Below are 12,189 nucleotides of genomic sequence, written 5' to 3'. Positions count from 1 at the left end.
GGCCTGAAGCGTCCGCGCCCCGGCCTGCCCGGCCCGCGGTCCGAGCCGCACCCGATCGGCGGGCCGGTGCCTTCCGTGATTCCGTCTGTCATCCGAACGCGCCTCCCGGGCGGTAGTCATCGCCGGAGACGACGAGACGGAGATGATCGATGGACGACGGGTTCGCCGAATATGTGGCACAGCGGCATCTACGGCTGTGCCGGATGGCGTATCTCCTCGCCCGGGACTGGGGCACGGCCGAGGACCTGGTGCAGACGGCGCTGGCGAAGGCATGGGTCGCCTGGAGGCGGATCGAGGGCAACCCCGACCCCTACGTCTATCGCATCATCGTGAACACCCACGCCTCCTGGTGGCGCAGGCGCTGGCGCGGGGAGATCCCGGCCGAGACGATCCCCGAGGCGGCCGATCCTCGTGACGCGGCGACGGAGGTGGCCGATCAGGCCGCGCTGTGGAGCGCGATCGGCGCGCTGTCCCCGCGGCAGCGCGCGGTGATCGTCCTGCACTACTATGAGGGCCGGACGCTCACCCAGGTCGCCGACATCGTCGGCTGCTCGCTGGGAGCGGTGAAGACCCAGCTCAGCCGGGCCCTCGGCCGTCTTCGCGTCGATCCGGACATCCAGACCATGACGATGGGGAGGGCCCAGCGATGAGGCACACCGAAAGCGACCTGCGCACACTGCTGGATGAGCGCGGCCGGGAACGCGCCGGCCGGGAACCGGCCGCCCCTGTCGACGCGATCGTCCGGCGAGGCCGCCGCATCCGCCGCACGCGGCGGGCGGTGACGGCCGGAGCCGCCGTCGCCTTCACCATCGTGGCCGTCGCGCTGGGAAACGGCCTGCTGACCGGCCGACCCGGGGCCGACCGGACGACGGTCGCCGCTCAGCCCACCGGCTCCGCACAGCCCGCGCGCTGGCCGAAGCTTCCCGACAGGTTCTCTGTGGTGCTGGGAGCCGAGAAGTTCGACCTGCGTCCCATCAAGGCCTGGCGGTTCGAGACGATGGGCACCGGGCAGACCCTGACCTTCACTCCGACCAGTTACTACACGGGATACAAGGTGGTCTGCGACGACCCGCGGGCCTGGGTCGTCGTGGCGCTGCCGCTCAAGGGCGGAGAGACGGGCGGCTCCGCCGGACGGTGCGGGGACTCGCCGGGCGGGCACCACGACCGGCTGTCGGCGCCGTCCGGCTGGCTGCAGCCTGGACGGTCCTTGCGGATCTGGGTCTTTCCTTCGAACGCTCCGGTCCCCAAGGCGGCGTGCCCGGCCTCGGTGAAGTGCGACGAGACCGCTCAGGGCCGGGCGTTGCTGCGCCCTGAGGTGCGCGACCAGTTGTCGGCCGTGGTCGGCGAGCGACCGGGCAGGTGGACCGCCGCGGTCTACGACCGGGCAGACAAGCCCTCGCCCCTGCCGGACGGTGAACCGCTGCCCGACGGCGAATCTCTGACCGACGGCGACAGCCCGTTCGCGAGCGTATCGACGCCGGCAGGATGACCAGGGCGGCGGCCGCCGTCAGGAGGTGCGGGAGCGCAACGGGATCTTGTCGCCGGTGTGGCCGTTGATCGCCACGTAACGCCGGTGGTGCCGGGTGACCGGGCTGAGCCGGAGGCTGAGGGAGGCCACGCCCTGCTCCACGCGTACGGGAACGTTGTGCGCTCCCTCGTGCCGCCTCGCCTCGGTGCCCTCGCGCAGCCAGATGCGCAGCCGGTGCCCGGCCTGGTGGACGGCCACCGTCGCCGTGTCGCACTGTGCGGGCGACGCGGGCCAGTACACCGTGAGGCCGTGCAGGGCCCTGCCGTGGAACGACAGCCGTACGGCCTCGGGATCGGGGACGCGGGAATCGCAGGCGGGAGGGCCGCTCGGTGCCGGTGCCGGGGACGGAGACGGTGTCGCTTGGGGGGACTGCGCAGGCGGCACGCCTGGCGGCCGCCCGGCGCCGGCGCGCGGGTCGCGTACGGCGACCGTCTGGGCGGGGATCCGGGCGGGCTCCTGCGTGAATCCCACGACCATCGTGACCGCCTGCAGGGCCGCCAGCGTCAGCGCGCCCGTGGCGCGGAGCACGCCCCGGTGGCCGCGCCCGAAGAGCAGCCAGATGCAGACCGGGGTCAGGACGAGCCAGCTGAGGCCGAGCAGGAACGCGAACATCGGGGCCGCCAATCCACGAAGGGTCGTCGCTCTAGGTAATACACCCGTGACGCTTCGTGGTGAAGACATTGACGTCCCGATCGCGTGCGTGTCCCGGCTGGGCCGCCCGGGTCGCCGGATTCGCCGATCAGGAGCGGAGGACGGGCTCCCCGGTGAGCTCGACTCCGGCCTCGGCGAGGCGGGCGAGCGCCGACTCGGTCGTCTCCCGGGCCACGCCGGCCGTCAGGTCCAGCAGGACCCGTACGGCGAAGCCGCCTGCCGCCGCGTCCAGGGCGGTGGCCCGGACGCAGTGATCGGTGGCGATGCCGACGACGTCGACGGCCTCCACGCCGCGCTCGCGCAGCCACGCGGCCAGGTCCACGCCGTCGGCGGTGGCGCCCTCGAACCCGCTGTAGGCCGCCTGCCGCGCGCCCTTGCTGAAGACCTCCTCGACCTTCGCGGTGTCGAAGGCCGGGTGGAAGTCGGCGCCGGAGGTGCCGACCACGCAGTGCGGCGGCCAGGAGTCCACGAAATCGGGCTCGTCCGCGAAGTGGGCCCCGGGATCGACGTGGTAGTCGCGGGTCGCGACCACGTGGTCATAGGCGTGCTCGTGGACGTGGCGGCTGATCGCGGCGGCCACCTCGGCGCCGCCGCCGACCGGCAGGCTGCCGCCCTCGCAGAAGTCGTTCTGCACGTCCACGACGACGAGCGCGGTCTTCATGGGGTCACCTCACAGTGGCGATCACGGAGGACCGGCGTCGTCCTCATGCGCCGGTCCCCCGCGATCACTTGAAGATAGTAGGGACTGCGGGGTCTCCAGGGGAGAGGCTGCACGCCTCCAGTGGCAACTCGGCCAAAGTCGCCCGGTGACGGTCGCGGGCGGCCTCCAGGCTCTCGCGGCCGACGACCTTGCCGTCCCGCACGAGTTCGGCCAGCAGCGGGCGGTCGCCGGTCTCCAAGGGCTCGCGGGTGACCACCTCGGCGGTCGCGGTGCCGCCGCTGGTCCTGCGGTAGGCCCACTTGCGCCCGCCGACGCTCGGCTTGCCGACCGACGCCTTGGCGACGGGCTGGAGCTGTCCCGCGCGGTCCTCCCGGGCGACGAGCTTGTAGACGAGGCTGGCCGTCGGATGGCCGGAACCCGTGGACAGGGCGGTGCCGACGCCGTAGGCGTCCACCGGCGCGGCGGCCAGCGCCGCGATCGCGAACTCGTCCAGGTCGCTGGTGACGACGATCCGGGTGTGGCTCGCGCCCAGTTCGTCGAGCAGGCGGCGTGCCTCCACCGCCACCACCGCGAGGTCGCCGGAGTCGATGCGCACAGCGCCGAGGTCGGGCCCGGCCAGTTCCACCGCGGTGCGTACGGCCTTCGCCACGTCGTAGGTGTCCACGAGCAGGGTGGTGCCGAGCCCGAGGGAGTCGATCTGGGCCCGGAAGGCGTCCTCCTCCGAGTCGTGGAGCAGGGTGAACGCGTGGGCGGCGGTGCCGGCGGTCGGCACGCCGTGGAGGCGGCCGGCCATGAGGTTGGAGGTGAAGGCGAAGCCGCACAGGTAGGCGGCCCTGGCGGCGGCCACCGCGGCGTACTCGTGGGTGCGGCGCGAGCCCATCTCGATGAGCGGACGCTCGCCGGCCGCCTGGGCCATCCGGGAGGCGGCCGCCGCGATCGCGCAGTCGTGGTTGAGTATCGACAGGGCCACGGTCTCCAGCAGCACGGCCTCGGCGAACGTCCCCTCCACCACCAAGATCGGCGAGCCGGGGAAGAACGCCTCGCCCTCGCGGTAGCCGTACACGTTGCCGGAGAAGCGGTAGCCGGCGAGGAACTCGCCGGTCGGCTCGTCCACGATCCCTGAGGAGCACAGGAACTCGATGTCCTGCTCCTCGAAGCGGAAGTCCTCGAGCGCGTCGAGGAACCGCCCGGTGCCGGCCACCACTCCGTAGCGCCGTCCTCCGGGCAGCCGCCGGGCGAACACCTCGAAGACCGCCCGCCGATCGGCCGCGCCACTGGCGAGCGCGGCCTGGAGCATCGTCAGTTCGTACTGGTCGGTCAGCAGGGCCGTGCCCGTGGTCATGCGCACGTGTCGAAGACTACGACGGTCGTGGTGCAGGATGGGTACGTGGGTAGCACAGCTCCAACCGAGGTCGAGCGTCCGTCGTCGGACGTGCGGCCCGATCTGCCGTGGCTCACGATCGTGTGGAACGACCCGGTCAACCTGATGTCGTACGTCACGTACGTCTTCCAGACCGTGTTCGGCTATCCCCGGCAGAAGGCGGAGAAGCTGATGATGGACGTCCACCACAAGGGCAAGGCCGTCGTCGCCAGCGGCACCCGGGAGGAGATGGAGCGGGACGTGCAGATCCTCCATTCCTACGGCCTGTGGGCGACCGTCCAGCAGGACACGTGATGAGCACGGGATTCAAGGCGACGCGCGACGGGGTGACCGTCCAGCTCGACGCGGGCGAGGTGTCGATCCTGCGATCGCTGGTGTCGCAGGTGCTCGGCCTGGTCGAGCCGGGGACGACCGGCGACGATCCGCTGGAGCGCGCCCTGGGCATCGGCTCCGCGGCCCCACCGGCCGACCCAGTGCTCGCGCGGCTGTTCCCCTCGGCGTACGCCGACGACGAGGACGCGGCGCAGGAGTTCCGGCGCTACACGGAGGCGACGCTGCGCGACGGCAAGCGGGCCGACGCCACGACGCTGCTGGAGACGGCGGCGCCGGGCCGGCTGACGCTGACCGCCGAGCAGGGGCAGGCGTGGCTGCGGGCGATCAACGACGTCCGCCTCGCGCTCGGCGTGCGGCTGGAGGTCACCGAGGAGGTCCACGAGGAGATCGCCTCGATGTCCGAGGAGGACCCCCGCTATCCGGCGTTCGTGACCTACGACTGGCTGACCTACCTGCAGGACACCCTTGTCAGGGCGCTTTGGTAGGTTTCCCAGCATGCTGACGATCTCACGCGAGCTGGTCGACAAGATCGTGGCCCATGCCCGGGCCGACCACCCCGACGAGGCGTGCGGCGTCGTGGCCGGGCCCGCCGGGTCCGACCGTCCCGAGCGGTTCGTCCCCATGGAGAACGCCGAGCGCTCCCCGACGTTCTACCGGTTCGACTCGATGGAGCAGTTCCGCGTGTGGCGGGAGATGGACGACCGCGACGAGGTACCGGTCGTGATCTACCACTCCCACACCGCCACCGAGGCGTACCCGTCCCGCACGGACATCAGCTACGCCTCCGAGCCCGACGCCCACTATGTGCTGGTGTCGACCGCCTCCGAGGAGGAGACGCCCTTCCGGTCCTACCGGATCGTGGACGGGGTCGTGACCGAGGAGGAAGTCAAGATCGTAGAGTCGTACGGTTAAACTTGAACCATGGCTAACGATGACGCTCGTCCCGTGTCGTCACCGGCTGTCCTGTCGCGCCGGGTACGCCCGGAATCTCCTGTTCAGGCGTTCCTCTTCGCGCACACGCCGTCTGTCGTCGTCTACGACTGTCGCTGAACCCGGCCGCCCGCTCGGCGCCGGGGAAGAAGACCGCTGGAATCGCCGCCCGCCCGCCCCTGTTCAGAGCAGGTGGACGCCCACCATAACGACGACCACTGATCAAGGAGATTGAGCCGACATGGCCATCGAGGTCCGCATTCCTACCATCCTCCGCAGCTACACCGATGGCGCCAAGGCGGTCAACGCCAAGGGATCGACCCTCGAAGAGCTGATCGGCGACCTGGAGTCGCGCCACCCCGGCCTGAAGGACCGGCTGGTGGACGAGTCCGGGCTGCGCCGCTTCGTCAACGTCTACCTCAACGACGAGGACGTACGTTTCCTCGGCGGGCTCGGCACGCCCGTCGCCGACGGCGACACCGTGACCGTGCTCCCGGCCGTCGCGGGCGGAGCGCGCTAGATGCGCTTCGACTCGTTGATCGACTCGGTCGGGCGCACTCCGCTGGTGGGTCTGCCCCGGCTCTCGCCGTCTCCGGACGTACGGATATGGGCGAAGCTGGAGGACCGCAACCCGACCGGGTCGATCAAGGACCGGCCGGCGCTGTGGATGATCGAGCAGGCCGAGAAGGACGGGCTGCTCACGCCGGGCTGCACGATCCTGGAGCCGACCTCCGGCAACACCGGCATCTCGCTGGCGATGTCGGCCCGGCTCAAGGGCTACAAGCTGATCTGCGTCATGCCGGAGAACACCTCCGAGGAGCGCCGTCAGCTGCTGCGCATGTGGGGCGCCGAGATCATCTCCTCGCCGGCGGCGGGGGGCTCCAACGAGGCCGTACGGGTGGCCAAGGGCCTCGCGGCCGAGCATCCCGACTGGGTCATGCTCTACCAGTACGGCAACCCCGCCAACTGGCGCTCCCACTATGAGTCGACCGGGCCCGAGATCCTCGCCGACCTGCCGACCGTGACCCACTTCGTCGCCGGGCTCGGCACGACCGGCACGCTCATGGGCGTCGGCCGCTACCTGCGCGAGCAGGTCCCGGACGTGAAGATCGTGGCCGCCGAGCCGCGGTACGGCGAACTGGTCTACGGCCTGCGCAACGTGGACGAGGGGTTCGTGCCCGAGCTGTACGACGCGTCCGTGCTGACCACCCGCTACTCGGTGACCTCGGCCGACGCGCTGCGCCGGACCCGGGAGCTGCTGGCCGCTGAGGGCATCTTCGCGGGCATCTCGACGGGCTGTGCCCTGCACGCGGCCCTCGGCATGGCCCGCAAGGCCGTCCAGGCGGGGGAGCGGGCCGACATCGTGTTCATCGTGGCCGACGGCGGCTGGAAGTACCTGTCCACCGGGGCCTACGAGGGCACCCTCGACGAGGCGGAGGACCGCCTCGAAGGCCAGCTCTGGGCCTGACGCCCCACCGGCGGAAGACCGACCGGCTCACCCCGCCCGCTCCGGCATGGGTGGGCCGGAGTTCCGGTTCGGACGGGGTGAGCCGGAGTATGGCGATCAGTTGAACACGACCCGGAGGGTGAAGGTCGAGCCGTCCTCGCCGTGGGTGCCGCTCAGGCCGACCGCCCGCAGCTTCTCGACGTCGGCGCGCTCCTGGCCGTTCAGGCCGTTCAGGTACAGCTTCTCCAGCCGGTCGAGGTCGGCGTACACGGCGTAGGCGGCGTTCGCGGCGTCCGGGACGGCCAGGCGGAAGGTTTCGTTCTCGCCGAGCGTGCCGCCGCCGTTGAGCGTGTCGGCGTACTCCTGGGTGCTCGCGATCACGAACCGTCCGTCGCCCTCGGCGGTGGAGATGTCGGCCGGCCTCTCCATGCCGTTCAGGTGGCTCTTGACCCGGTCCACCACGTCGCGCGCCTTGGCGGTGTCCGTCGTGAGCACGGCGCCGACCCGGGGCTGTGCGCCGTCCAGGTCCTGCTCGTCCAGGGCGAGCGTGAGGGTGCGGCCGAGCAGCGTGACGAGGTCGTCCGGCAGGGACAGGCCGTACTGCGCCCGCGCCTGGTCGAGGGCCTGCCTGACCGTCTCGCCGCCCGGGCCGCTCGCCGTCCGTTCGAGGGACGGCCACTGCTCGCGCAGCAGGTCGCCCAGGCCGGAGATCGAGGCCGCCGCGACCGTGGAGGCGGGCAGCTCGCCGATCTTCACCGGCTCGGGCCGGCCCGGCGTGGCCGTCCCGCCGCGGGTGATGCCGGCCAGCTCGGCGTAGTCCCCGGAGAACCGGAGGGCGCCGGCGAACCGCATGCCCCTGATCTGCTGCAGCACGGGCGTCGCGGCGACCTCGCTCCAGCCGGCGTCGGCGACCTTCTCCACGTCCATCCAGAACGACAGCACGCCCTGCTCGCCCAGCGCGCCGAGGTCGGCGGCGAAACGGGGCTCGCCGGACAGCGGCGCCGCCTTGACGTACTCGTCGGCCAGCTTCTGGCTCGTGGCGATGACCGCGTACCCGTCGCGGAACGCCAGGCCGCCCCTCCCGCCGCCGAGGCCCATCTTGGCGATGCCGGTCCGGGCCGCCGCCTCGTCCTTCACCTGTACGGCGAGCGCACCGACGGGGTCGCCGCCGCCGTCCGCGGGCAGCACGGCGAGACCGACGCGGTCGCCGAGCCAGGGTTCGACGTCCCTGGCGTAGTCGACCTTCGAGAGGTCGGGCTCGTCCTTTTGCAGCGCGGTGACGACAGCCTTGCGCGGGTCGTCGCCGCCGAAGGAGTCGCGGGTGGCCGAGAACTTGCGGGCGATGCCGAACAACGCGAGCTTCTGCCCGGCCGACGGGTCGAGGTCGAGCCGGACGTAGGCCATCGCGTTCGCGGGCAGCACGTCCTGGGGTTGCGTGCCGCCGCCGCTGAGCTTCGAGGCGGCCCACACGCCGCCGCCCCCGACCACGCCGACGAGCACGGCGGCCACCAGCGCGAGGATCCAGCCGCGCCCCCGCCGGCCCCGGTCCTGAGGCGGCGCCGGAGGGGCGGGCACGGTGGCGAAGCCGATCTCCTCCGGCTCCGTCCAGGACGGCAGCCGCACGGTGTGCGCCTCGTTCGCCGGCGGGCGGGGAACGCGATAGGCGACGGTGCGGTCGAGGTCGGGTTCGTCGCCCGGCCGCCAGGGGCTCGGGTCGTGCGGGGAGGTGTCGGGGGACATGGGGCTCACTCACAGGCGTCGTCGTCGGGGTACGCCGCGAAGCTAGGCCCGGCCGGTAGCGGCGCGCTTGCAGCCCGCTTGACCGCGAGCGCGGGGCCGGCCCTCCCGGGAGCGTGGTGCCAGACTCCGCGAGCTCGGTGCCGGCCCCTGCGAGCGCGGCGCCGGCCCCCCGGGCGAGCCCACCGCGCCCTCCAGTGGAGCGCCACGCTAGAGTAATGAGCAGAACAATATTCGGTAGAGCGGCGAGGGACGCATGACCAAGTTCGACGAGGCGACGCAGGCCATCCGGGTCGACGACACCACCTATGACGTGTGTCTCGACGACGGATACTCCCTCGGAGGGCCGCTGAACGGCGGCTATCTCATGGCCACGATGCTGCGCGCCGTGGTGGACGCCTCGCCCCACGCGCACCCGGTCTCCACGAGTGCCCAGTTTCTCCGGGTGGCCCGCCCCGGCCCGGCCCGGGTGGTGCTCGAGCCGCTCAAGACGGGCCGTACGGCGGCGATGGCCCGGGCGCGGCTGGTCCAGGACGGCGAGTCGTTCATCGAGATGCTCGTCACGACCGCGACGCTGGACGGGGAGGCGGCCCCCGAATGGACGGACGGCCCGTCGGCCGTCATGCCGGACCTGGCCGACTGCGTGCGCCTGCCGCAGCCCAAGCCCGAGTCGAACATGAACTTCAGCGCCCAGATAGAGCTCGCGTTCGACCCGCCCACGATCGGCTGGCTCACCGGCGCGCCGACCGGGCGGCCCGAGTCGCGGGCGTACTTCCGGCTGGCCGAGCCGCAGGACCCCGACCCGTACGTGCTGGCGCTCGCGGTGGACGCGCTGCCGCCGGTCGTGTTCTCCGCGGGGGCGCGGGGATGGGCGCCGACCGTGGAGCTCACCTGGCACCTGCGGGCCCTGCCCGCGCCGGGGTGGCTGACCCTGATCGGCGGCGGACGGCTGATCAGCGACGGCTGGTTCGACGAGGAGGTCGAGGTGTGGGACTCGGCGGGCCGGCTGGTCGCCCAGTCTCGCCAGATCGCGCGGCTCGGCCGCGGCTGAGCCGCGTTCGCCCGCCGCGCCTGCGGCCCGGCGGCTCCGGGCGCTGCTCGGCCCAGGGCGCAGCCGCGCCCCTCGCGGCCCGGCGCGCGATGTGAGCATTCTTACCGTCGGCGGCGGGGATCAGTCCCCTAACCTTGGGAAGCGTGCCGGAGGACAACACCAGGGCGATCGGGATCTTTGACAGCGGCGTGGGCGGCCTGACGGTCGCCCGGGCGATCATCGACCAGCTGCCCCACGAATCGATCTTCTACGTGGCCGACACGGCCCACCAGCCGTACGGGCCAAAGAGCATCGCCGAGCTCCGCGCGTACGCGCTGGAGGTCATGGACCACCTGGTCGAGCACGACGTGAAGATGCTGGTCATCGCGTGCAACAGCGCGAGCTCGGCCGTGCTCAGGGACGCCAGGGAGCGCTACGACGTCCCGGTCGTCGAGGTGATCCAGCCGGCCACCCGGCGGGCCGTGCGGGCCACGAGGAACGGCAGGGTCGGCGTGATCGCCACGCGGGCCACCATCGAGTCGATGGCCTACCACGACGCCTTCGCCGCCGCCCCCGACGTCGAGCTGGTCGCGGTGGCCGCCCCCCTGCTCGTGGAGTTCGTCGAACGGGGCGAGACGATGAGCGAGGAGCTCATCGAGGTGGTCAGGGGCTATCTCAAGCCGATCCAGGACGCGGGCTGCGACACGTTGATCCTCGGCTGCACGCACTATCCGCTGCTCACCGGCGCCCTGTCGTACGTCGCCGGGGACGGGGTCACGCTGGTGTCCAGCGCCGAGGAGACGGCCAAGGACGTCTACCGCATCCTGCACGACCGCGGGCTGTCCAACGGCGCGGGCGAGCCGGGGCACCGCTTCCGGGCGACCGGCGACACCGAGCTGTTCGAACGGCTCGGGCAGCGCTTCCTCGGTCCCGAGCTCCAGTCGGTGGAGCGGACCGCCTCCGGCATCGGCGACGTCAGCGGCGTAGGGAGTTCGCGATGAAGTTGACGATCATCGGGTGCTCGGGCAGCTTCCCCGGCCCCGACAGCCCGTCCTCCTGCTACCTGCTGGAGGCCGAGGGCTTCCGGCTGCTGCTCGACTTCGGCAACGGCTCGCTGGGCGCGCTGCAGCGGCACGCCGGGCTCTACGACGTCGACGCCATCCTCCTGTCCCACCTGCACGCCGACCACTGCCTCGACCTGTGCGCCTACCACGTCGTGCGCACCTACACCCCTGACGGCCCGCTCCCGAAGGTGCCCGTCCACGCCCCCGCCGGCGCCTCCAAGCGGCTCAACGCGGCGTACGCGATGCCGGACGAGCCCGTGCTGGAGAACTCCTTCGACTTCGTACGGCTGTCGCCCGGCACCCGGCACGTCGGCCCGTTCGAGGTGACGGCCGCCCCGATGAACCACCCGGTGGAGACCTACGGCTTCCGCGTCGCCCACCAGGGGCGTTCCGTCGCGTACTCGGCGGACACCGGCGAGTCGGCCGAGCTGGTCAAGCTGGCCCACGAGGCCGACGTGCTGCTGTGCGAGGCGTCCTTCCTCGACCAGCCGGGCCTGACCCCCGGCCTGCACCTGAGCGGCAGGCAGGCGGCCGAGCACGCCGCCCGTGCCGAGGCCGGCGCGCTCGTCCTCACCCATCTCGTCCCGTGGTACGACAAGTCCCGCATCCTGGAGGACGCCTCGCGCGGCGGCTTCGCCGGCCCGATGGAGTTGGCGCGGAGCGGGGCCGTGTATGACCTAGGGTGACCCGTATGGCTCGTTCACACGGTCGTCGTTCCGACCAGCTTCGCCCCGTGACCATCACCCGGAACTGGCTCGCCCACGCGGAGGGTTCCGTCCTGGTGGAGTTCGGGGGCACCAGGGTGTTGTGCGCCGCGACGGTGGAGAGCGGCGTGCCCCGCTGGCGCAAGGGCAGCGGCCTTGGCTGGGTGACGGCCGAGTACGCCATGCTGCCCCGGTCGACCAACACCCGCAACGATCGCGAGTCGGTCCGCGGCAAGATCGGCGGGCGCACCCACGAGATCTCCCGGCTGATCGGCAGGTCCCTGCGGGCCTGCGTCGACTACAAGGCCCTGGGGGAGAACTCCGTCCTGCTCGACTGCGACGTGCTGCAGGCCGACGGCGGCACCCGCACCGCCGCCATCACCGGCGCGTACGTCGCCCTCGCCGACGCGATCGCCTGGATGCGGCAGCGCCGGATGTGCCCCGGCGACCCGCTGGTGAACTCGGTCGCCGCCGTCTCGGTCGGCGTCGTCGGCACCGAGCCGATGCTCGACCTCGACTACAGCGAGGACGTCAAGGCCGAGACCGACATGAACGTGGTGATGACCGGCAGGGGCGACTACGTCGAGGTGCAGGGCACCGCCGAGGGCACGCCGTTCGACCGGACGACGCTCAACGGCCTGCTCGACCTCGCCGCGGCCGGCTGCGCGGAGCTCACCCGCCTGCAGGCCGAGGCCCTCGCCTGATCCACGGGAGAACGACAGC

The 12,189-nt window shown here is 72.0% G+C and carries 15 protein-coding genes; 11 read left to right on the top strand and 4 right to left on the bottom strand.

The genetic code is table 11. The features are described 5' to 3' along the window. Positions 1-149 precede the first annotated feature (149 nt). Both ABZ860_RS24695 and ABZ860_RS24690 read left to right on the top strand, forming a co-directional pair. Entirely contained in the window at positions 150-650 is a 501-nt protein-coding gene (locus ABZ860_RS24695) for a SigE family RNA polymerase sigma factor (protein WP_357224252.1), read from the top strand. Then, positions 647-1,489 (top strand): hypothetical protein, encoded by an 843-nt coding sequence (locus ABZ860_RS24690; protein WP_357224250.1) that lies wholly within the window; start codon positions 647-649, stop codon positions 1,487-1,489. The genes ABZ860_RS24695 and ABZ860_RS24690 overlap by 4 nt, the downstream gene beginning before the upstream one ends. 18 nt (positions 1,490-1,507) lie before the next feature. Here the strand turns inward: ABZ860_RS24690 and ABZ860_RS24685 are convergent, their stop codons facing one another. From ABZ860_RS24685 to ABZ860_RS24675, 3 genes are all read right to left on the bottom strand, one after another. After that, a complete protein-coding gene (locus tag ABZ860_RS24685) occupies positions 1,508-2,152 on the bottom strand; it encodes a hypothetical protein (protein WP_357224247.1) in 645 nt (214 codons plus the stop codon). A gap of 115 nt (positions 2,153-2,267) precedes the next feature. Then, positions 2,268-2,840 (bottom strand): nicotinamidase, encoded by a 573-nt coding sequence (locus ABZ860_RS24680; RefSeq protein ID WP_357224244.1) that lies wholly within the window; start codon positions 2,838-2,840, stop codon positions 2,268-2,270. Between the two features lie 64 nt (positions 2,841-2,904). Next, positions 2,905-4,182 carry a nicotinate phosphoribosyltransferase gene (locus tag ABZ860_RS24675; protein ID WP_357224513.1) on the bottom strand — a complete coding sequence of 426 codons (1,278 nt, stop codon included), beginning with the start codon at positions 4,180-4,182 and terminating at the stop codon, positions 2,905-2,907. A 45-nt stretch (positions 4,183-4,227) separates the two neighbouring features. On the opposite strand from ABZ860_RS24675, the gene clpS reads away from it, so the two are divergent. The 5 genes from clpS to ABZ860_RS24650 all read left to right on the top strand — a co-directional run bounded on the left by clpS (position 4,228) and on the right by ABZ860_RS24650 (position 6,952). After that, positions 4,228-4,515, top strand: a complete 288-nt coding sequence (gene clpS / locus ABZ860_RS24670; protein ID WP_357224242.1) for an ATP-dependent Clp protease adapter ClpS — start codon at positions 4,228-4,230, stop codon at positions 4,513-4,515. Further along, positions 4,515-5,039 carry a DUF2017 domain-containing protein gene (locus ABZ860_RS24665; protein WP_357224240.1) on the top strand — a complete coding sequence of 175 codons (525 nt, stop codon included), beginning with the start codon at positions 4,515-4,517 and terminating at the stop codon, positions 5,037-5,039. The genes clpS and ABZ860_RS24665 overlap by 1 nt, the downstream gene beginning before the upstream one ends. Before the next feature lie 10 nt (positions 5,040-5,049). Next, the gene (locus ABZ860_RS24660; protein WP_142560302.1) at positions 5,050-5,466 is read left to right on the top strand and encodes a M67 family metallopeptidase; all 417 of its coding nucleotides are present in this window, start codon (positions 5,050-5,052) and stop codon (positions 5,464-5,466) included. A 259-nt stretch (positions 5,467-5,725) separates the two neighbouring features. After that, positions 5,726-6,004: a MoaD/ThiS family protein gene (locus tag ABZ860_RS24655; RefSeq protein WP_079315318.1), complete on the top strand. Its 279-nt coding sequence runs from the start codon at positions 5,726-5,728 to the stop codon at positions 6,002-6,004. Then, positions 6,005-6,952: a cysteine synthase gene (locus tag ABZ860_RS24650; protein ID WP_357224237.1), complete on the top strand. Its 948-nt coding sequence runs from the start codon at positions 6,005-6,007 to the stop codon at positions 6,950-6,952. It begins immediately after the preceding gene. A gap of 96 nt (positions 6,953-7,048) precedes the next feature. Here ABZ860_RS24650 and ABZ860_RS24645 read toward each other — a convergent pair whose 3' ends face one another. Beyond that, on the bottom strand, positions 7,049-8,671 hold the full coding sequence (locus ABZ860_RS24645) for a DUF3352 domain-containing protein (RefSeq protein ID WP_357224236.1): 1,623 nt from the start codon (positions 8,669-8,671) through the stop codon (positions 7,049-7,051). Positions 8,672-8,924: 253 nt separating this feature from the next. Here ABZ860_RS24645 and ABZ860_RS24640 point away from each other — a divergent pair, with 253 nt between their 5' ends. The 4 genes from ABZ860_RS24640 to rph all read left to right on the top strand — a co-directional run bounded on the left by ABZ860_RS24640 (position 8,925) and on the right by rph (position 12,170). Further along, positions 8,925-9,719: a thioesterase family protein gene (locus tag ABZ860_RS24640; RefSeq protein WP_357224233.1), complete on the top strand. Its 795-nt coding sequence runs from the start codon at positions 8,925-8,927 to the stop codon at positions 9,717-9,719. Positions 9,720-9,853: 134 nt separating this feature from the next. Beyond that, positions 9,854-10,699 (top strand): glutamate racemase, encoded by an 846-nt coding sequence (murI, locus tag ABZ860_RS24635; protein ID WP_357224230.1) that lies wholly within the window; start codon positions 9,854-9,856, stop codon positions 10,697-10,699. Then, complete coding sequence (locus ABZ860_RS24630) at positions 10,696-11,448, top strand: MBL fold metallo-hydrolase (protein ID WP_357224229.1); 753 nt, start codon at positions 10,696-10,698, stop codon at positions 11,446-11,448. Before murI ends, ABZ860_RS24630 begins: the two co-directional genes overlap by 4 nt. 5 nt (positions 11,449-11,453) lie before the next feature. Continuing rightward, positions 11,454-12,170, top strand: a complete 717-nt coding sequence (gene rph / locus ABZ860_RS24625; protein WP_357224226.1) for a ribonuclease PH — start codon at positions 11,454-11,456, stop codon at positions 12,168-12,170. The last annotated feature ends 19 nt before the right edge of the window (positions 12,171-12,189 follow it).

Origin of the sequence: Microbispora sp. NPDC046973 (assembly GCF_040644495.1) — a bacterium.
Lineage (GTDB): Bacteria > Actinomycetota > Actinomycetes > Streptosporangiales > Streptosporangiaceae > Microbispora.
The sequence above is the reverse complement of the archived record's forward strand: the minus strand, read 5'-3'. Positions and strand labels throughout refer to the sequence as shown.